Here is an 18,293-nt window from a genome sequence, read left to right on the forward strand (position 1 = left end):
GTGGCTGCCTGTCCAGAACCGATAAGTTGGCATCAGAGGAATTGCGGCAACCTGAAGAGCAGTAGGACCCGAGCACCGGCTTGCTGGGCAAGCCTGACAGACAAGCCCGACAGATAAGGCGGAACGAACCCATGGCCAATCCGTTCGTCAAGGCATGGAAGTACCTGATGGCGCTGTTCAGCTCCAAGGTCGACGAATATGCCGACCCGAAGGTGCAGATCCAGCAGGCCATCGAGGACGCGCAGCGGCAACACCAGGCCCTGACCCAGCAGGCCGCCCAGGTCATCGGCAACCAGCGCCAGCTTGAGATGCGACTCAGCCGGCAGCTCGCCGACATCGAGAAGCTGCAGGTCAATGTGCGCCAGGCGCTGACGCTGGCCGATCAGGCCACCGCGGCCGGTGACGCGGCCAAGGCCACCGAGTACAACAACGCCGCCGAGGCGTTCGCCGCTCAGCTCGTCACCGCCGAGCAGAGCGTCGAGGACCTCAAGGGTCTGCACGATCAGGCCCTGCAGGCCGCCGCGCAGGCCAAGAAGGCTGTCGAGCAGAACGCGATGATGCTGCAGCAGAAGATCGCCGAGCGCACCAAGCTGCTGTCCCAGCTCGAGCAGGCGAAGATGCAGGAGCAGGTCAGTGCCTCGCTCCGTTCGATGAGTGAGGTCGCCGCACCCGGCAACACCCCGAGCCTCGACGAGGTTCGCGACAAGATCGAGCGCCGCTACGCCAACGCCATCGGCCAGGCCGAGCTGGCGCAGAACTCGGTGCAGGGCCGCATGATGGAGGTACAGCAGGCCAGCGTCCAGATGGCCGGCCATTCCCGGCTCGAGCAGATCCGGGCGTCGATGCGCGGCGATGCGCTGCCCAGCGGCGGAGCCACCCCGTCCACCCCGGCCACCCCGGCAGCCAACCAGACTCCTGCCACCCCCGAGAATCCGCTCGGCCAGTAGAGATTCGAGTGTTCTAGATCATGGCTACCAAGACCGGTCGACCCGAGGCCTGGAAATCGTTGGTGCAACGGGGGATTGACACCGCGGCAGACCTGTCCGGAGCCCTGACCGAGAAGCTCAGCGCCGCCGCCGATCCGCGCGCAAAGCTGTTGCGCAAGCGGCGGTGGGCGTTGCGCTTCGGGGTGTTCTTCACCCTGGCCACCGGATTCTGGGTGCTCGTGACGGCGCTGCTGGCGTCGTGGAGCACACCGGTCTGGGGCCTGATCATCGCCGGCGCGATCGCGGCCGGTGCGGCGTTCCCCGCGACGTTGTTCTGGCTGCGTTACCGCTGGCTGCGCGCGGAACCGCTGCCGGCGGAGCGGCCGGTCTCGGGACGTCGGTTACCACCGTGGGGCTCGGCCGCCCGTCAGCCCATGTCGGCGCTGATGGCCTCTGAGCGGGGCATGTTCTCACTGCTCGGCGTACTGGAGCGCGGGCGGATGCTGCCCGCCGACGAACTGCGGGAACTGACCACGGTGGCCAATCAGACCGCGCGGACCATGGCGGCCACCGCCACGGAGGTGGTCTCGATGGAGCGCGCGATCAGCAGCGCTCCACAGTCTCGCCAGCACCTGGTGCCCACCATCAACGCCTTCACCGCCCAGCTCGGTCAGGGCGTGCGGCAGTACAACGAAATGGTCACTGCTGCAGCGCAACTCGTATCCACGGTGAACGGTGGCCAAAGTGCGGCGTCGCCGTTGTCTCAACAGCGCTACCGCAACGAATTGACCGGCGCCACCGATCGTCTGGTCGGATGGGCGCAGGCGTTCGACGAACTCGGTCAGCTGCGCCGCGCCTGATTCGCCGTCAGAGCGACGGGCGCAGCGACGGCACGACCACACCGACGAGGCCGCGCACCGTTGCCTTGACCATGTCGAACATGTCGAAGTAGTCCCGCCACAGCGTGATCCGGCCTTCGTGCACCTCGAACACCCCGCACACCCAGAACTGCAGGCGTAGGGGCCCGAACGTGAGCGCATCGGTGCGCTCGGTGAGTACAGCGGCGCCGTCGGCGGCGATCCGGTGGATCTTCACCTCGAAGCCCATCCAGGCCGGCATCGACCGGAACAGCTTCACCGCGCGGTTGCGCCCGTAGATGGTCGGGAAACCGACGTTCTGGTAGACGAGGTTCTGCGCCAGCGTCGTCTCGGCGGTGTCGAAGTCCTGCTCCTGCAGCGCGTTGAGGAACGTCTCGACCGTGGCGGTCGGAGTCTGCGTTGCGGTGGTGGATTGGTCAGGCATGCCCGAAGCCTAGTGGGAGATGGCTGTGGCAAGGTAGGCCGGTGCGCGTAGCGGTGGTCGCCGGGCCCGATCCCGGACATGCCTTCCCGGCCCTTGCGTTGTGCCTGAAGTTCCTTGCCGCGGGGGATTCCCCGACGCTGCTGACCGGGGTGGAATGGCTCGAAACCGCACGGGCTGCCGGCATCGATGCCATCGAGCTCGCCGGCCTCGATCCCGCCGATGGTGACGACGACGCCGACGCCGGCGCCAAGATCCACCAACGTGCCGGACGCATGGCGGAACTCAACGTCCCCGGACTGCGCGAACTGCGCCCGGACCTGGTGGTTTCCGATGTGATCACCGCCTGCGGCGGGCTGGCTGCCGAGCTGCTCGGATTGCCGTGGGTGGAGCTCAACCCGCATCCGCTGTACCTGCCGTCGAAGGGGTTGCCGCCGCTCGGCAGCGGGCTGGCCCCGGGCGTCGGTATCCGGGGACGACTCCGCGACACCGTCATGCGGGCCCTGACCGCGCGGTCTGTGCGGGCGGGTCTGGCCGAGCGGGCCGGGGTGCGCGCCGCGATCGGCCTGCCCGCGGCCGACCCCGGCCCGTTGCGGCGCTTGATCGCCACCCTGCCCGCACTGGAGGTGCCGCGCCCGGATTGGCCGGCCGAGGCCGTGGTGGTGGGTCCGCTGCACTTCGAACCGACCGAGGCGGTGCTGACCGTGCCGCCGGGCTCGGGCCCGGTGGTGATGGTGGCGCCGTCTACCGCGACCACCGGGACGCAGGGGATGGCCGAACTGGTGTTGGAGTCGCTACGCCCGGGCCAGACACTGCCCGAGGGGGCCCGCGTGGTGGTGTCGCGGCTCGGCGGGGCCGACGTGGAGGTGCCGCCGTGGGCGGCAGTGGGGCTCGGCCGTCAGGACGAGCTGCTGTCGCACGCCGATCTGGTGATCTGCGGTGGCGGGCACGGTCTGGTGTCCAAGGCGCTGCTGGCAGGTGTGCCGATGGTGGTGGTGCCGGGTGGCGGTGATCAGTGGGAGATCGCCAATCGCGTTGTGCGCCAAGGTAGTGCGCAGCTGGTGCGGCCACTTTCCGGGGAGGCGCTCACCGCGGCGGTCGACACCGTCCTCGGGGCATCGTCCTACCGGGCGGCCGCTGAGCGCGCCGGCGCCTCGATCGCCGAGGTGGCGGATCCGGTACGGGTGTGCCATGACGCACTGGCGGGCACTGGGTAGGTTGGGCCCGTGCGGTTGACCGAATTCAATGAGCTCGTGGACGGCCAGTTCGGCGCGATGCGGGGTCGTTCGCTGCTCGTCGACCATGTGCTGGCGGCCCTCGACGGCCGTACCGCCGCGCAGGCCATCGAGGACGGGGTGGAGCCGCGCAGCGTGTGGCGGGCGTTGTGTGCGGACTTCGACGTCCCGCGCGAGCAGTGGTGAACAGCCACCGGTGAGCTGACGGGTCTTTTCCCCGCCACCGATTCGGCGTATACCGGAGTCATGGGTCTTGGTGACCACCCGATGCGGACACCTCTTTACGGTGTTCTGCTGGTGATCGCAGCAGTACTGCTGTGCTGGTTGGTCGCGTCGACGCTGGCCGGGTGGCCGGCGGCCCTCGGATACTTCCTGGCCATCGCCGTCGGCGCGGTCGGGTTCGTCATGACGCTGCGGGATCTCGACAACTTTCCGAACTGGCGTCGCTGAACCCCCATCGCTAATGCCGCAGCAACAGCTGTGCAGTTTCTCTGTGCAATCTGCCGAAGTTGTAGTAGGCCGCGCAGGCGCCCTCCGGGGACACCATGCAGGTGCCGATCGGGGTTTCCGGTGTGCAGGCCGTTCCGAAGACCTTGCATTCCCATGGCTTGATGACGCCCTTGAGCACCTCACCGCACTGGCAGGCCTTGGGGTCGGCAACCCGTACCCCGGGCATCTCGAAGATCAGCTCGGCATCGTAGGCGGCATAGTCGGGGTGAATCTTGAGCGCGCTCTGCGAGATGAAGCCGAGCCCGCGCCATTCGAAGTGCGGCCGTAGTTCGAACGTCTCCGCCATCAGTTTCAGCGCCGCGGTGTTGCCTTCCGGCCGCACCACCCGGGTGTACTGGTTCTCCACCTCGCAGCGGCCGTCACGGATCTGGCGCAGCAGCATGTGCACCGAAGCCAGGATGTCGAGCGGTTCGAAGCCCGCCACCACGATCGGCTTGTGGTAGACGGCAGGCACGAAGCGGTAGGGGCGCAGACCGACCACAGTCGAGACGTGGCCGGGCCCCAGGAACCCCGATAGTCGCAGGTCGGGTGACTCCAGGATGGCTTTGATCGGCGGGACGATGGTGACGTGATTGCAGAACACGCTGAAGTTGCCGACGCCGAGTGCGCGGGCGCGCACCAGGGTGACGGCGGTGGACGGCGCCGTGGTCTCGAATCCGACCGCGAAGAACACCACATGGCGGTCGGGATTGTCGCGGGCGATCTTCAGTGCATCGAGCGGTGAGTAGACGAAGCGGACGTCGGCGCCGCGGGCCTTGGCCTCGATGAGGTTGCCGTTGGACCCGGGCACCCGCATCATGTCGCCGAAGGTGGTGAAGATGACGCCGGGCTGTTCGGCCAACCACATCGCGTCGTCGACCCGGCCCATGGGGATCACGCACACCGGGCATCCGGGCCCGTGGACCAGTTCGATCGACTCCGGCAGCAGATGCTCGATCCCGTGCCGGTAGATGGTGTGGGTGTGGCCGCCGCAGACTTCCATGAACTTGAACTCGTCACCGGCGGCGAGCTCGGTGATCGCTTTCACCAGGACGCGGGCGGCCGCCGGGTCCCGGAATTCGTCGACGAACTTCATGCGACACCTCTTTGCGTCAGGCGATTTCGGAAGAATTGAACGCGTCGATCTCGGTCGTGTAGTCGGCGCCCATTTTCTGTACCTGGTCGAGCGTCAGCTTCGCCTCGTGCTCGTCGATTTTGGCCATCGCGAACCCGACGTGCACCAGTACCCAGTCGCCGACCTGCAGGTTGTCGTCGGCGAGCAGGCGCACGCTGATGACCCGGCGTACCCCGTTGACATCGACCTTGGCGAGGTGGGCCTCGGCGTCGACGATGTCGACGACCTGGCCGGGAATGCCCAGACACATGGGACTGCTCCTTTCACCTAGCAGATCCGGGGGAGCGGATCGCCCACGAGCATGTCGACGATCCGGCTGCCGCCGAAGGCGGTACGTAGCGCGACGATTCCGGGCGGCTCGGCGACGATCTCGCCGACCACCGTGGCCCGGGCGCCCTGCGCATGTGCGTGCAACGCGGTCACCGCAGCGTCGGCCTCGTCGGCCGGGACGATCGCGAGGAATTTCCCTTCGTTCGCGACGTAGAGGGGGTCGATGCCCAGCAGGTCGCAGGCACCCGCGACCTGTGGCTCGATGGGAATGCGGTCCTCGTCGAGGATCACCGCGAACGGTGAGTCCTTGGCCAGCTCGTTGCACACCGTGCCGACGCCTCCGCGGGTGGCGTCGCGCATCCACCGCGTGGACGGGGCGGCGGCCAGCAGGATCTCGACGAGTTCGTGCAAAGGTGCGGTGTCAGAGGCGATGTCGGCGTCGATGGCCAGGTCACCGCGCGCCAGCATGACCGCCATTCCGTGGTCACCGATCGTGCCGGACAGCAGTACCCGGTCCCCGGCACGCACACTCTCGCGCGAGAGATGTCTGCCCGCCGGCACGACTCCGACTCCGGCTGTGCAGATGTACATACCGTCGGCGGCACCCTTACCGACGACTTTCGTGTCGCCCGTGACGATCTGGACCCCGGCCCGTGCGGCGGCCTCGCTCATGTCGGCGACGATCTCGCGCAGCTCGGCGATCGGGAATCCCTCTTCGATGACGAAGCCCGCCGACAGCCATTGGGGGTGGGCGCCCGAGACCGCCAGGTCGTTGATGGTTCCGTGCACCGCGACATGCCCGATCGACCCGCCCGGGAAGCGGTGTGGGGCAACCACATACGAATCGGTAGAGAACGCCAGCGTGTCACCCGACGGGGTCCGCAGGACCGCGGCGTCCCCGAGCTGTTCGAGTTCGGGGTTGCGGAACGCCTCGACGAAGACCGCGTCGACCAGTGCGGCCGAGGACTTTCCGCCGGCGCCGTGGGCCAGGGTCACGACCTCGTCGATCAGTCGTGGGCGCCGCTGCCGGAATTTCTCGATCCGCTCCAGCACGCGGTCCTCGCGTTGGGCTGCGGTCGAGGTGGCGACGGTGCTCATGATGCGTACGCCTGCGACATCTGGTCCTGCACCACTGCCCACAGCCGGTAACCGAGCATCGCGTGGCTCTCCTGGATGCGATGAATGCTCTGGCTGTGCACCGTGAAACAGAAATCCAGATCCCCGGACTCCCCGGCTACGATCTCCATTCGTCCGCCGTCGTGCCCGGAGAATCCGATGGTGAGCACGCCGCGCATCTTGGCCTCGGCGATGGCCGTCATGAGGTCTTCGGAGTTACCCGACGTGGACAGTGCGATGGCGATGTCGCGATCGCGGGCGTGCGCGATGATCTGGCGTTTGAAGATCAGGTCGAAACCCACGTCGTTGCCCAGCGCCGTGACCACCGCCTCGTCGGCAGCAAGCGACCAGGCCGCCACCGGCCTTCCCCTCGCGGGCCGGCTGAACAGGGAGGCCAGGGTGGCTGCATCGGTGGAGCTGCCACCGTTGCCCAGGGTGTACAGGCGCCCACCGCGCAGGAAGCGATCGGCCATCGCGGTCCCCGCCGCGGTCAGGCCCGAGTCGTACTCCTGTAGTGATTCCTGTTGCAGCCGGGCGCTTTCGGTGGCCTTTCCGCGTGCCGATGCGGCCAGGTCGTCGAGCAGCGCCCGCACATCGGTCTCTTCGGACTCGATGAACGGGTAGAGGAATCCGGTGCTCTCAGTGTCGGTCATGATGTCACCTGACTTCCGTCATCTGCGCGATCGCGGTACCCGCGTGCACCAGGATCAGGTCGTTGACCCTCATCTGACCGACCATCGCGGTTTCCACCCATTCCTCTCCGGCGGCACTGCGGACCAGCGCCCGCCCACCTGGTTCGGCAGGTGCGATCACGACTTCGGCCGCCCGACCTTCGTCGCCGCACGTGACGCAGGCCGGCCCGGTGTCTGCGGGCGCGGGCGTCAACAGGCCGGGATGTTCGAAGCACACGTGGGTGAGCTCCCAGAGCAGGTGGTAGATCAGGACGAACCGGCCGGTGGCCGGGACCATCGGGTCGTCGGAGTCGATCCACAGGATGTGGTGGGCGGCACCGGCCGGAGGGCGCGGGCCGCAGCCGATCCACAATGTCGTGACACCCCACGCCGCGGCCCGCCGCATGGTGTCGACGGCCGCCGGCTGGTCGGCCGACGCCACCGCCAGAAGCAGATCTCCGGGCTGGCTGGCGACCCTGGCCTGGGCCACCGGATCGGGCTCGACCAGCGCCACCGAGGGCAGGGCGCGTTTGCCGACGATGACCGGGTGGACGAACTCGACGGCCACGTGATGGGCGTGCGGTTCCCATTGGGGCGCAATCACCCAGAGCGTGGCACCGTCGTGGAATTTCCGGGCTACATCCAACGCGGCTGTGGCCAGATCGGCGGCCAGATCGGTGTCCACGAAGGATGTGCCCGGCGGCCCGGCGCCGGTGGGTGGGGTGACGGTCGGTGTCGTCGTACTCATGGTCGACCTCCTGTATTCACCAGGTCGAGGGTGGCGCGGGTGGCGTAGGCCAGCGCCGAGGTCTCATCGGCGGTCAGTGTGTCGCATACCCAGTCCCAGTGAGCGGACACGGTGTCACCCGGAGTGGGCGGGTTCGTCAGAGATTTCCCGTCCCGGCTCCACCGGGTCCGCTCGGCGACGGGCTCACCGAGCGTGAGGCGACTGCCGTCCAGCACCAACGGGCAGGACTCGACGACGACATGCTCGTCCTCGACCGTGGTGACTGTGCCCCAACGGATCCGGCAGTTCTGGAGAACCCTCAACGCGGTGTCCGGATCCCGGTCCAGGAATCGGACCCACGGGTATACAACGAACACGTGGAAGCTGTGGTGGGCCAGTACCGTGCCGGCGGATGTCCCCGCAGCGGACACCGTGTCGAGCCCTCCGGTCACTTGCCCCTGGAATGCCGCCCGTAGCTGGTCCAGCAGGATGCTCGGATCTACCCGGCCCAGGAGCGGTCCGCCGACCCAATAGCCTCGAACCACCTCCGCGTCCAGCGGGCCGGCGCCGACTGCCTCGGCGATGGCCTGCAGGTAGGGCCATGCACCGTCGAATTCCCGTGCGTGTGAGGCGAACTCGGACGTATCTTCGCCGGGCGTGACTGCCGGGCCCGCGGGACCGCAGTATCCGAGTTCGTTCGGCGGGAACGCATACCGGGCGAACAGTCGGTATCCGGCGGGCAGTGGCTGTGTCGGCAGTGCGGTCATGGCGTCACCCCGCATTCCCGACCAGGAGCTGGCCCAGGGCGATACCGCCGTCGTTCGGCGGTACCCGGCGGTGGGTGATGACCCGCAGACCGTGTTGACGCAATCCGGTCAAGGTCAGGCGCAGCAACAGCAGGTTCTGGAAAACCCCGCCGGACAACGCCACCGGCTGCTCCGAGCAACCATTCGCATCCACCAGGTCGAGTGCCAGTTCTACGATGAGCCCGGCGACGGCGTGGTGGAACCGGGCACCGATCACCGCGGGTGTCACGCCCGCGCGCAGATCGTTGATGATCGCCGCGAGCACGGGCCCCGGGTCGATGGTGGCCGGTGACGCACCGGAATTCACCTCGAACGCATACCGGCGTGTGCCCACCGCGGTGCCCCGTGAGATCCCTTCCAGCTCGATGGCGGCCTGGGCGTCGTAGACGGCCGTCTGTCGCACCCCGATCAACGCCGACACCGCATCGAACAACCGGCCCATGCTCGAGGTCGCGACGCCGCCGGACCCGGTCGCCAATTGATGCGCCAGGGTCCGGTATTCGTCGTCGGGACACGCGCGGACCGGCGGCAGATCGGCGTCCCACGGCAGCCCGGCAGCCCACAGGTGCGAGAGCGCCATCCGGTAGGGGCGCAGCACGCTGATGTCACCGCCGACCATCGGTACCTGCGCGAGATGGGCAACCCGCCGAAAGCCTTTGTAGTCGGCGACCAGTACCTCACCGCCCCACACCGTGCCGTCGGGACCGTATCCGGTCCCGTCGAATGCGAACCCGAGCACCTGCTGCGTGCCGTCCAGGCCGTGTTCGGCCATCACCGAGGCGATATGGGCGTGGTGATGCTGGACCGTCCTCACCGGGTGGGACCCGGCATTGCGATGCGCCCAGTTGCTGGACCGGTATCCCGGATGCGCGTCGCAGACCAAGGTTTCAGGTTCGACGCCGGTCAGAGCCTCCAGGTGGTCGACTGCGCGCTCGAACGCCGACAACGTGGCCAGGCTGTCCATATCGCCGATGTAGGCGCTCAGCCAGGCGTACCGGTGGTCGGCCACCGCGATGGTGTTCTTGAGGTCGGCGCCGACCGCCAGGGTCGGCGGCACCGCTACCGGCAGGGCGACCGGCAGGGGCGCGTACCCCCGGGATCTGCGGATGGCCAGCTCGTCGCCGTCGGCGACCCGGACCACCGAATCGTCGCAGGGCACCAGGATCTCGCGGTCGTGCATGAGCCATCCGTCAGCGATGTGTGACAGCCGCCGAAGCGCCTCGTCATCGGAGAAACAGATCGGTTCGCCACTGAGATTGGCCGAGGTCATCACCAGAACCCTCGGGCTGGGCGGATCACCGGGGAATCCGAACAGCAGGGTGTGCAGCGGCGTGTAGGCGAGCAGGACGCCCAGGTCGGGGTTGCGCGGCGCCACCGCTTCGGCGACCGGTGCACCGGCCGCGCGGGGCAGGAGAACGATGGGCCGCTGCGGTCCGCACAGCACCCGGGCCGCGGTGTCGTCGACCTCGGCGATCTCGCGCGCGGTGGCCAGGTCCGGAACCATCACCGCGAACGGCTTGTCGCCGCGACGTTTACGCCGGCGAAGCTCGGTGACCGCTGCGGTGTTGCCGGCGTCGCACGCGAGGTGGTAGCCGCCGATGCCTTTGACCGCCAGGATCGCCCCGTCGGCCAGCAGGCGCCTGGCGCGCCGCAGCGCGGCCTCTCCGACGAGCGGACCGTAGTCGTCCTGCCATCGCAGAGTCGGGCCGCAGCCGGGGCAGCACACGGGCTGCGCGTGGAAGCGCCGGTCGGCCGGGTCGCCGTATTCACGCGCGCATTCGCCGCACATCGCGAAAGTCGCCATCGTGGTGGCCGCACGGTCGTAGGGCAGTGCGGCGATGATGGTGAACCTGGGCCCGCAGTTGGTGCAGTTGATGAAGGCGTGACGGTACCGGCGGTTCGATGGATCGCGTTGTTCAGCAGTGCATTCCGGACACATCGCCACGTCGGGGGAGGCCAGGGTGCGGCCGCCGCCGGCCCTGGTCGTGTCGGCGATCGTGAATCCGGTGCCGCCGGTGGGCGGGATCGAGCGGGTGTCGACGGATTCGATCACCGCCAACGGGGGCGGGTCGTCGCGCAGCCGGCGGAGGAAGGCATCCAGATCGTCGGGCGCTCCCTCAATTTCGATGACGGCTCCGGAACTGTCGTTGCGGACGCAGCCGGCCAGTCCTAGCACGGCCGCCGTGGTGTAGACGAACGGCCGGAAGCCCACGCCCTGAACGACTCCGTGTACTGCGACGAGCAGCCGTCGCCGCGCCGTCACGGTGGCACCTCGGTGTTGCGACCGCGCCCCAGCAGCTCCAGGCCCTGCATCGCGGCCTCGGCGCCGGCGTGGTCCGTCTTCTCGACCGCGAAGCCCATGTGGATGATCACCCAGTCACCGGGGGCAAAGGTCTCGTCGGACAGCATGCCGACATTGACCTTTCGGTGCTCGCCCGCGACATCGACGAGGGCGAGCTGGCCTCCGTATCCGGGCAGCATCCGGACCACCCGGCCGGGGATTCCAAGGCACATGACTCAACCCTTCCCAACCGTGTTCGACAGGCGCGCCACGGCGGCGTGTACCGCCCTCACGGCATCCGGGACCGCCGCGGCAACCGGTTCCGAAAGCCCGATACGGTCGGCCACCGTCTCCACTTCGCAGCCGATGACGACGGTGAACGGTGGGCTACCACCCAGCGCCCGCAGGCTGGCGAACACCGCCGCCGGATCCATCGCGTGCGCATCGAGACCCGTAGCGCTCGAACTGCTTTCATGATCAGCCTCGAACACGTGCAACGCACCGGGGTGGCCCCGGCCGGGCAGCGCGTCGACAAGGACGAGGGAATCCCATCCGTCGAGCAGGTCATAGGCCAGGTGCACGCCTCGGATCCCGTAGTCGCACAGCCGAATACCCGGACCTGCGAGGCTCGGCGGCACATGCCGCATCACCTCGGGACCGAATCCGTCGTCGCCGAGAAAGATGTTGCCGATGCCGGCTACCAGAACTGAAGACGTGATCGCACCTCCTACATGCGACGCATCTTGAGGTATCGCCGAGCATCGGGGATAGACCGGACCCCGACCACGACGCCCGCCAACGCGACTGCCGCGACGGCGATGACAGCGATCCAACCCACAACTTCCATCTCGAACTCCTCTCACTGCGCCAATGGCTCTACTTCGTCGGCGGCGAAGTACAGATAGCGGCCGTACCACGCGTGCAGATCCGCGGCCGGGTCGTCGTCGAGCACGACGCCGATGTGCCGCTCGCCCTCGACGTCCTCGTGGACCGAGGCCACCTGTGCGATGCGGCCGGCGAAGAAGATGTCCTGCGCGTCGGCACGGCGGGACGGGTGTAACCGCACGCGGCTGCCGCGGCAGACGCGCACCCCGTTGATCAGGACCGCGTCGAGGGTGGGATCCACGGCGTTGTCGGCCAGGGGATCCCACCAATCGACGCCGTCGGGAATCTCCGGAATCAGTGCTGGATCGGAGGCACGCGGATCACGCAGGACACCGTGCAGGTCGAGCATCGCCTCCGGGGACATCGAGTCACAGCGGTCGATGATCGCGGCTGCCCGGGGATCGGTGGCCCGGGCGCCGGCTTTCTCCTCGTCAGTCATCGTCATGACCCGCAACGTGAGGATCTCGTCGATCTCGCACGAGTCGAAGAGATCGCCCTGGCTCTGTTCGGCGATCTCCGGGTGGTCGTAGAGGATGATCGGCGACACGAGCATCAGGTCGTGCGCGCCCGGTTTCCCGGCGAGCACCGGGAAGCACCGATGGTGACGACACCGCGACACCGCCGCGACGGCAGGTGCGTCCGGTTCCAGTAAGGAGACGAATTCGCCGTCGGTGACTTCGGCGATCAGATGCGTGCCGATCAGCGACACCGCGATGGCGTCGTGCTTGTCGGCGACGGGCGGCGCCGTGTTGTGGACGGTCAGGTTCACCCGCAGCAGATCACCGTCGGGTTCGGCGCCGATGGTCAACTCGCCCCGCAGCTCACGCCGGGAGCGCACCAACCGGCCGCCCCGGACGTCTTCGGTTTCGGTGCCCCCAGCCACGACGAAGGGATGTGTCTTCGGGACGTCCAGGTCGGCCATCGCAAACGGACCGAAATCGACCGCGCGCTCTACCGCTTCGTCCCAACTCAGCCACGACTGAGACTCCACGGTCAGCTCGTCGACGGGCTCGTAGGCTCCGTCGTCGCGGCTGCGCTCGACACCCCGGTGCTGCAACTGCAGAAAGCGAACGACCATCGAGAGTGCCGCGCGGTCCCCGGGACGGACCAGGAGTTGGGTGGACAGCACGCTGTCCTCGCCGAGACCCGCGTGTTCGGCATCGGTCGGACCGAGCACACCGAACTGCCAGCGGGACTGGTTCTTCCGCGAGTCGGCGCGGTACGGGTAGAGCAGGTAACCCTCGTAGAGGACCGCGTCGGCGACTGCGAGGGCCTGATCCAGATTGCCGCTCATTGGATGTCCTGTCTGGTCAGCAGGTTGTCGATCGCAGCCTCGAACGACAGCATGCCCCAACGAGACTTGTAGTTGGCCAGCTCGTCGAGGGTGTCGTGCCGCAGCCGCAGCCAGCCCGTGTTCGGAAAATGCTGTGCCATCAGCTGATGCCACACGGAAGCCGGCATATCGAAATGGTCTTCACGGTCCCAAGGCACCTGCTGCACGGCGAAGCCGCGGGCTCCGCGGGTGAAAACCGTTCCGCTGAACAGGAACTGCAGTGGCACCATGCCGTCGTCGAGTGCGTGCAGGTACTTCGATCCCACCACCTCCAAGTCGTAGGTGCACTCCAACGGCATATCGACCTGGGTGGCTCCGGTGAATCCGGGAATCATGGCGCCGCTGTGCTGCCATAGGAAACTGCGTTGCGTGTTGCCCCAACGCTCCCGCGGGCCGAACAGGTCCAGCATGCCCGCCGCTTCGGCATCGTTGTAGCTGCGCCGCAGCGGTTCGATACGTACCTGGCAGCGCAGGGCGATGGCGTGCACCGGATCCTCACCCACGGCGGCCACGCCCACCCGCGCAGACAGGATCGGCGTCACCGCATACGGTTCCGGCGTGATGTCCAGCACGGAGAACGTCACCGAGGTGCTCGGCACCGAGGGCTCGGTCATCGGGCCACCACCTTGCTGCGGTCGGCGAGCGTGTCGAAGAACTCGTCGACGTAGCGGCGCACGTCCTGGCCGCCGTCGAAGCCGCGCCACAGCATCCGCAGCCGGCCGACGAACTCGTAGCAGGCGTCGATCGGCACCAGATGGCAGGACAACGCTTGACTCTCGTTGGCCGGGACCCGCAGCAGCAGCGCTTCGGTGTCCTCGGCCAGCAGGTCGATCCGAGGATCGGCGCGGCGCACGGAATTCCAGGTGTCCAGGTCGAGTTCGGATTCGGTGGCCCCGGCCGGACCCGGGTAGAACGCCACCACCCGTCCCAGCGCCGAGTTCCGGAAGAAGAACGCCAGTCCGACGGGAATCTGCAGTGACTCCCATTCACGCCTGCCGACGCCGAAGTCGTCGAATGCCAGGTAACGATCGGGGATGGCCCGATAGCGCAATGCGGCGCTGGTGTCGGTGAACAGCAGATAACAGCCACTGCATACGCACATCAGTTGGCGGCCTTCGACATTGACCACGTGCCGATGCTCGTCGCCGATCGGTTCGCTGCACATCTCGCACTGCTCAGCGACCTGCGCCGGCGCAGGTCGGCCGGCCCGGATACGGGCCAGTACGTCCAGTGGGCCGGTCACGATGCGATCTCCGTGGCCAGCGCCATCGACAGCACTTCGTCGCGCAGCAGAACCGGGATCGGCTCCAGATGCAGGCCGGTGGCGTCGTGGACCGCCGTCCCCGCATGGACGACGTCGAAACCGGTACCGCACTGCGGACAGCGCAATTCGGAGCCACTCAGGGCGGCCCCGGCAAATCTGCTGCCGCAGTGGGGGCAGCCGTCCCGGTACGCGAAGAACTCATCGCCGATCCGGCAGGCCAGCACCGCGACGTCGGCCACCGAGAACCCGCCGACCTCGCCGGGAACGAGTTCGGCGAGTGCGGGGACGGGCTGCCACGTGGCGTGGCGGTGCCCGTCGCCGTGCAGCCGGGCCAACAACGATTCGGCGGGTATCACCTGCGCCGCCGAATCCTCGGTGACGACGTCGATCGTCGAGATCTCGGGCGCGGCCGCCATGATCGCGTCCTCGATGGTCAATTCGAGGGTGATCACCGAGGACGGGCAGCTCTTACAGCTTCCGGCGAACCGCAGCCGGACCACCGGCGGTGCGACTTCCAGGAGATGGACATCGCCCCCGTGTGATCCGAGGTACGGGCGTACACCGTCGAGCGCATCGGCGATGCGCCGCTCGACCGGATGGGGATGCAGACCGTGCACCAGCAGCAGACTGGCCACCAGATCGTCAGCGGCGACGGCATCCGCCACTGCGGGATCGGTGGATGCGGCGATCTGCAGCATCCGGGCCAGGGCGGCGCCGTAGAGATCGGTCACCTCCCGGACGAGTTGTTCGGCGCGATCCAGGGCCACCGAACCGCCTGCGGCGCAGCCCTGCAGCAGGTTCTCGATGCGATCGCCCGCCGTGCGCCATCGTGCGTCTTGCTCGGGGAGGTCCGGGACTGCATCAGCGGCGGGCGTCATATGTCATTCCCCGGTGGCGGATTGAGTGGGGGAGTGCATCAGCTCCAACGACTTTCCGTTGCCCAGGTACATGTGCACCCCGCAGGGCAGACACGGATCGAAACTGCGCACCGTCCGCATGACGTCGATGCCCTTGAAATGCTCCCGATCGTTCTCCTCGAAAATCGGCTGGCCCTGCACCGCGTCCTCGTACGGGCCGGGGGTGCCGTAGCTGTCACGCGGATTGGCGTTCCATGGTGTCGGCGGATACGGGTGGTAGTTCGCGATCTTGCCGTCGCGGATGACCATGTGATGGCTCAGCACCCCGCGCACCGCTTCGGTGAAACCGCACCCGATGGCCTCGTCGGGAACCTCGAAGGGCTCCCAGGTCTTGGTGCGGCCGGCCCGGATCTCGACGAGTGCCTTCTCACAGAAGTGCAGCGCGCAGGCGGCAGCGTACGCCTGGAAGTAGGTGCGGGCCCGATTGCGCTCGATGGTGTTGCTGCCCTTGGCCGGGATCTTCCACTCCAACTCGACCGGGCCCTTGAGCGCGGTCTTGGGGAGGTTGATCTGGACACTGCTGCCGGTGGCCTTGACGTAGCCGATGTCGACCATCCCCGCGAGCGCGGTGGACCACAGCCGCGCGAGCGGGCCACCGCCGGTGTCGAGGGCGAGGTGGTCCTTGCCGTCGTACCAGCGTGGCGACATCACCCAGCTGTAGCTCTCGTCGAAGTCCCGCTTCTGCGGCTTGGGGTTGGTGTGCTGGTTCCACGGGTGACGCCGGTCGATCGGGTTGCCGAGAGGATCGGTCTTGACGAACATCTCCTGGTCGGTCCAGTCTTCGTAGTAACTGTGGCCCAACAGAATTCGTATCCCGAGGTTGATATCGACCAACGAATGCGTCAGCAGTTTGCCGTCCACCACCACGCCGGGGGTGACGAACATGGCGTCGCCCCAGCGCTCCATGTCTTTGTAGGCGAAGTTGCAGACCTCGGGATCCTGGAAGGATCCCCAGCATCCCAGCAGGGTGCGGCGGAGGCCGACCTTGTCGTAGCCGGGCAGGGCTTCGTAGAAGAAGTCGAAGAGATCGTCGTGCATCGGCACGACCTTCTTCATGAATTCGACGTAGCGCATCAGCCGTGTCATGTAGTCGGTCATCAGCTGGATGGTCGCGGTCGTCCCGATGCCGCCCGGATACAGCGTCGACGGGTGCACATGGCGACCCTCCATCAGGCAGAACATCTCCCGGGTCCACCGACTGACCTGCAGCGCCTCTCGGTAGAACTCACCGGTGAACGGGTTGAGCGCGCGCATGATGTCGGCGATCGTGCGGTGGCCGTGCGCGTCGGCGTGTGGTGCCGCGGTGTTCTCCGCCTTGGCCAGCACGCTCGGGTTGGTCTCGGACACCATCTTCTCGCAGTAGTCCACACCGACCAGGTTCTCCTGGAAGATGTTGTGGTCGAACATGTATTCCGCGGCCTCGCCGAGGTTGACCAGCCATTCGCCCAGATGCGGGGGTTTGACCCCGTAGGCCATGTTCTGGCAGTAGCACGAGCAGGTCGCGTGATTGTCCCCGCAGATACCGCAGATGCGGCTGGTGATGAAGTGAGCGTCGCGAGGGTCCTTGCCCTTCATGAAGATCGAATAGCCGCGGAAGATCGACGAAGTGCTGTGGCACTCGACCACCTCGCGGTTCTCGAAGTCGATCTTGGTGTAGATTCCGAGGCTGCCGACGATGCGCGTGATGGGATCCCAGGCCATCTCCACCAGTTGACCGGGCTCGCGCTTCACTTGGGACGGCTCGGGAATTATTGTTCCGGTCATCGAACTTCACTTTCGTGTAAACGTCTGTAAGGCAACGGGCTCCGACGTACGCGATGGCGTCGCGGTCGGGTGCTGACGAACCGGTGGTCCGCCCGGTCTACCAGGTGCGGGTGGCCCCGGTGTCGAGCTTCGTACCGCGATGCCGCCACTTGGGCTCTTTGTCGACGGTGTGGCCCGTGACGTGCCGCAGGCTGCGGATGACCGAGCCGTAGAGGCCTGACGCCGCGGTTGACACCTTGCCGCCCGGCGGCTCGTCCATGAACGGCATGAACTTGTCCGGGAATCCCGGCATCGTGCACCCGATGCAGATGCCGCCGACATTCGGGCAACCGCCGATGCCGTTGATCCAGCCGCGCTTTGGGACGTTGCACTTGACCACAGGTCCCCAGCAGCCCAGTTTCACAATGCATTTCGGCGATCCGTACTCGGTCGCGAAGTCGCCCTGCTCGTAATAGCCCGCCCGGTCGCATCCTTCGTGGACGGTCTTGCCGAACAGCCACGTGGGGCGCAGCTCCTCGTCCAGCGGGATCATCGGAGCCTGGTCGGTGGCCATGTACAGCAGATACGTCAAGGTCTCGGCCATGTTGTCTGGATGCGCAGGGCAACCGGGAACACAGACGATCGGAATGCCGGCCTTGCTCTTCCAGTCCCAGCCGAGATAGTCGGGCACACCCATCGCGCCGGTCGGGTTACCGGCCATCGCATGGATGCCGCCGTAGGTGGCGCAGGTGCCGACGGCGACAACGGCGGTGGCCTTGGGCGTGAGCCGGTCCAGCCATTCGCTGGTGGTCATCGGCTGGTTGGTCGCGGGATTGTTGCCGAAACCGCACCAATAACCCTCTTCCTTGACCTGCTCGTTGGGGATCGATCCCTCGACGACCAGGACGAAGGGCTCCAGTTCGCCTCGTTCGGCCTTGAAGAACCACGACAGGAAATCGTCGGCGCCCCCGCTCGGTCCGCACTCGAAGTCGATCAGGGGCCAATGGACGGCGATCTTGGGAAGACCGGGAAGCGCCCCGAGGGCGATCTCCTCGATGCTCGGCTGGGTGGCGGCAGTCAACGCCACCGAATCGCCATCACAACTCAGACCGGCGTTGATCCACAGCACGTGGATCAGTGCCTCTTCTGCTTTGACTGCTGCCTCGGTTGGCATAGGTCACAGCTTTCCGGGGCCA

22 protein-coding genes are annotated in these 18,293 nt (G+C 67.2%); 5 read left to right on the forward strand and 17 right to left on the reverse strand.

The window, feature by feature from the left end:
• Positions 1-131 precede the first annotated feature (131 nt).
• Together pspA and pspM are read left to right on the forward strand one after the other, a co-directional pair.
• Complete coding sequence (pspA, locus tag AC4LGL_RS11515; RefSeq protein ID WP_491838805.1) at positions 132-947, forward strand: phage shock protein PspA; 816 nt, start codon at positions 132-134, stop codon at positions 945-947.
• Between the two features lie 20 nt (positions 948-967).
• Positions 968-1,786, forward strand: coding sequence for a phage shock envelope stress response protein PspM (gene pspM / locus AC4LGL_RS11520; RefSeq protein ID WP_491838806.1), 819 nt, complete (start codon positions 968-970; stop codon positions 1,784-1,786).
• 7 nt (positions 1,787-1,793) lie between these two features.
• On the opposite strand, the gene AC4LGL_RS11525 is transcribed toward pspM, so the two are convergent.
• Positions 1,794-2,228: a limonene-1,2-epoxide hydrolase family protein gene (locus AC4LGL_RS11525; RefSeq protein ID WP_055113210.1), complete on the reverse strand. Its 435-nt coding sequence runs from the start codon at positions 2,226-2,228 to the stop codon at positions 1,794-1,796.
• 41 nt (positions 2,229-2,269) lie between these two features.
• Between AC4LGL_RS11525 and AC4LGL_RS11530 the strand changes: the two genes are divergently transcribed.
• Genes AC4LGL_RS11530 through AC4LGL_RS11540 form a run of 3 tightly spaced genes read left to right on the forward strand, consistent with a single transcriptional unit; the run spans position 2,270 to position 3,910 of the window.
• Positions 2,270-3,442 (forward strand): glycosyltransferase, encoded by a 1,173-nt coding sequence (locus AC4LGL_RS11530; RefSeq protein ID WP_491838807.1) that lies wholly within the window; start codon positions 2,270-2,272, stop codon positions 3,440-3,442.
• Between the two features lie 9 nt (positions 3,443-3,451).
• On the forward strand, positions 3,452-3,646 hold the full coding sequence (locus AC4LGL_RS11535) for a DUF3046 domain-containing protein (RefSeq protein ID WP_491838808.1): 195 nt from the start codon (positions 3,452-3,454) through the stop codon (positions 3,644-3,646).
• Between the two features lie 60 nt (positions 3,647-3,706).
• The gene (locus AC4LGL_RS11540; RefSeq protein WP_055113216.1) at positions 3,707-3,910 is read left to right on the forward strand and encodes a hypothetical protein; all 204 of its coding nucleotides are present in this window, start codon (positions 3,707-3,709) and stop codon (positions 3,908-3,910) included.
• A gap of 10 nt (positions 3,911-3,920) precedes the next feature.
• Here AC4LGL_RS11540 and hypD read toward each other — a convergent pair whose 3' ends face one another.
• From hypD to AC4LGL_RS11620, 16 genes are all read right to left on the reverse strand, one after another.
• On the reverse strand, positions 3,921-5,045 hold the full coding sequence (gene hypD / locus AC4LGL_RS11545; protein ID WP_491838809.1) for a hydrogenase formation protein HypD: 1,125 nt from the start codon (positions 5,043-5,045) through the stop codon (positions 3,921-3,923).
• 16 nt (positions 5,046-5,061) lie between these two features.
• Positions 5,062-5,334 carry a HypC/HybG/HupF family hydrogenase formation chaperone gene (locus AC4LGL_RS11550; protein ID WP_491838810.1) on the reverse strand — a complete coding sequence of 91 codons (273 nt, stop codon included), beginning with the start codon at positions 5,332-5,334 and terminating at the stop codon, positions 5,062-5,064.
• A gap of 17 nt (positions 5,335-5,351) precedes the next feature.
• Entirely contained in the window at positions 5,352-6,452 is a 1,101-nt protein-coding gene (gene hypE, locus AC4LGL_RS11555) for a hydrogenase expression/formation protein HypE (RefSeq protein WP_491838811.1), read from the reverse strand.
• A complete protein-coding gene (locus AC4LGL_RS11560) occupies positions 6,449-7,123 on the reverse strand; it encodes a D-sedoheptulose-7-phosphate isomerase (protein ID WP_491838812.1) in 675 nt (224 codons plus the stop codon). The genes hypE and AC4LGL_RS11560 overlap by 4 nt, the downstream gene beginning before the upstream one ends.
• Positions 7,124-7,127: 4 nt before the next feature.
• Positions 7,128-7,889, reverse strand: a complete 762-nt coding sequence (locus tag AC4LGL_RS11565; protein ID WP_491838813.1) for a phosphoheptose isomerase family protein — start codon at positions 7,887-7,889, stop codon at positions 7,128-7,130.
• Positions 7,886-8,635, reverse strand: coding sequence for a DUF6390 family protein (locus AC4LGL_RS11570; RefSeq protein ID WP_491838814.1), 750 nt, complete (start codon positions 8,633-8,635; stop codon positions 7,886-7,888). Before AC4LGL_RS11570 ends, AC4LGL_RS11565 begins: the two co-directional genes overlap by 4 nt.
• 4 nt (positions 8,636-8,639) lie before the next feature.
• Positions 8,640-10,937, reverse strand: a complete 2,298-nt coding sequence (gene hypF / locus AC4LGL_RS11575) for a carbamoyltransferase HypF (RefSeq protein ID WP_491838815.1) — start codon at positions 10,935-10,937, stop codon at positions 8,640-8,642.
• A complete protein-coding gene (locus AC4LGL_RS11580; RefSeq protein WP_491838816.1) occupies positions 10,934-11,188 on the reverse strand; it encodes a HypC/HybG/HupF family hydrogenase formation chaperone in 255 nt (84 codons plus the stop codon). The genes hypF and AC4LGL_RS11580 overlap by 4 nt, the downstream gene beginning before the upstream one ends.
• 3 nt (positions 11,189-11,191) lie before the next feature.
• The gene (locus AC4LGL_RS11585; protein ID WP_491839338.1) at positions 11,192-11,674 is read right to left on the reverse strand and encodes a hydrogenase maturation protease; all 483 of its coding nucleotides are present in this window, start codon (positions 11,672-11,674) and stop codon (positions 11,192-11,194) included.
• A gap of 8 nt (positions 11,675-11,682) precedes the next feature.
• Positions 11,683-11,802 carry a DUF6893 family small protein gene (locus AC4LGL_RS11590; RefSeq protein ID WP_110917949.1) on the reverse strand — a complete coding sequence of 40 codons (120 nt, stop codon included), beginning with the start codon at positions 11,800-11,802 and terminating at the stop codon, positions 11,683-11,685.
• A 12-nt stretch (positions 11,803-11,814) separates the two neighbouring features.
• On the reverse strand, positions 11,815-13,134 hold the full coding sequence (locus AC4LGL_RS11595) for a hypothetical protein (RefSeq protein WP_491838817.1): 1,320 nt from the start codon (positions 13,132-13,134) through the stop codon (positions 11,815-11,817).
• Positions 13,131-13,787, reverse strand: coding sequence for a DUF6084 family protein (locus AC4LGL_RS11600; protein WP_491838818.1), 657 nt, complete (start codon positions 13,785-13,787; stop codon positions 13,131-13,133). Before AC4LGL_RS11600 ends, AC4LGL_RS11595 begins: the two co-directional genes overlap by 4 nt.
• A complete protein-coding gene (locus AC4LGL_RS11605) occupies positions 13,784-14,416 on the reverse strand; it encodes a DUF5947 family protein (protein ID WP_491838819.1) in 633 nt (210 codons plus the stop codon). Before AC4LGL_RS11605 ends, AC4LGL_RS11600 begins: the two co-directional genes overlap by 4 nt.
• Positions 14,413-15,315: a NifU-related iron-sulfur-binding protein gene (locus AC4LGL_RS11610; protein ID WP_491838820.1), complete on the reverse strand. Its 903-nt coding sequence runs from the start codon at positions 15,313-15,315 to the stop codon at positions 14,413-14,415. The genes AC4LGL_RS11605 and AC4LGL_RS11610 overlap by 4 nt, the downstream gene beginning before the upstream one ends.
• 3 nt (positions 15,316-15,318) lie before the next feature.
• Positions 15,319-17,118 carry a nickel-dependent hydrogenase large subunit gene (locus tag AC4LGL_RS11615; RefSeq protein ID WP_491838821.1) on the reverse strand — a complete coding sequence of 600 codons (1,800 nt, stop codon included), beginning with the start codon at positions 17,116-17,118 and terminating at the stop codon, positions 15,319-15,321.
• A 97-nt stretch (positions 17,119-17,215) separates the two neighbouring features.
• Entirely contained in the window at positions 17,216-18,271 is a 1,056-nt protein-coding gene (locus tag AC4LGL_RS11620; RefSeq protein WP_044517805.1) for an NADH-quinone oxidoreductase subunit B family protein, read from the reverse strand.
• Positions 18,272-18,293: the final 22 nt, after the last annotated feature.

The sequence above is a fragment of the Mycolicibacterium arcueilense genome (assembly GCF_058536225.1).

Excerpts from the sequence above, each read along its gene's own strand:
- pspA (WP_491838805.1), top strand. The coding sequence starts at position 132 with ATGGCCAATCCGTTCGTCAAGGCATGGAAGTACCTGATGGCGCTGTTC.
- pspM (WP_491838806.1), top strand. The coding sequence starts at position 968 with ATGGCTACCAAGACCGGTCGACCCGAGGCCTGGAAATCGTTGGTGCAA.
- AC4LGL_RS11525 (WP_055113210.1), bottom strand. The coding sequence starts at position 2,228 with ATGCCTGACCAATCCACCACCGCAACGCAGACTCCGACCGCCACGGTC.
- AC4LGL_RS11540 (WP_055113216.1), top strand. The coding sequence starts at position 3,707 with ATGGGTCTTGGTGACCACCCGATGCGGACACCTCTTTACGGTGTTCTG.
- hypD (WP_491838809.1), bottom strand. The coding sequence starts at position 5,045 with ATGAAGTTCGTCGACGAATTCCGGGACCCGGCGGCCGCCCGCGTCCTG.
- AC4LGL_RS11550 (WP_491838810.1), bottom strand. The coding sequence starts at position 5,334 with ATGTGTCTGGGCATTCCCGGCCAGGTCGTCGACATCGTCGACGCCGAG.
- hypE (WP_491838811.1), bottom strand. The coding sequence starts at position 6,452 with ATGAGCACCGTCGCCACCTCGACCGCAGCCCAACGCGAGGACCGCGTG.
- AC4LGL_RS11560 (WP_491838812.1), bottom strand. The coding sequence starts at position 7,123 with ATGACCGACACTGAGAGCACCGGATTCCTCTACCCGTTCATCGAGTCC.
- AC4LGL_RS11565 (WP_491838813.1), bottom strand. The coding sequence starts at position 7,889 with ATGAGTACGACGACACCGACCGTCACCCCACCCACCGGCGCCGGGCCG.
- AC4LGL_RS11570 (WP_491838814.1), bottom strand. The coding sequence starts at position 8,635 with ATGACCGCACTGCCGACACAGCCACTGCCCGCCGGATACCGACTGTTC.
- AC4LGL_RS11580 (WP_491838816.1), bottom strand. The coding sequence starts at position 11,188 with ATGTGCCTTGGAATCCCCGGCCGGGTGGTCCGGATGCTGCCCGGATAC.
- AC4LGL_RS11590 (WP_110917949.1), bottom strand. The coding sequence starts at position 11,802 with ATGGAAGTTGTGGGTTGGATCGCTGTCATCGCCGTCGCGGCAGTCGCG.
- AC4LGL_RS11595 (WP_491838817.1), bottom strand. The coding sequence starts at position 13,134 with ATGAGCGGCAATCTGGATCAGGCCCTCGCAGTCGCCGACGCGGTCCTC.
- AC4LGL_RS11600 (WP_491838818.1), bottom strand. The coding sequence starts at position 13,787 with ATGACCGAGCCCTCGGTGCCGAGCACCTCGGTGACGTTCTCCGTGCTG.
- AC4LGL_RS11610 (WP_491838820.1), bottom strand. The coding sequence starts at position 15,315 with ATGACGCCCGCCGCTGATGCAGTCCCGGACCTCCCCGAGCAAGACGCA.
- AC4LGL_RS11615 (WP_491838821.1), bottom strand. The coding sequence starts at position 17,118 with ATGACCGGAACAATAATTCCCGAGCCGTCCCAAGTGAAGCGCGAGCCC.
- AC4LGL_RS11620 (WP_044517805.1), bottom strand. The coding sequence starts at position 18,271 with ATGCCAACCGAGGCAGCAGTCAAAGCAGAAGAGGCACTGATCCACGTG.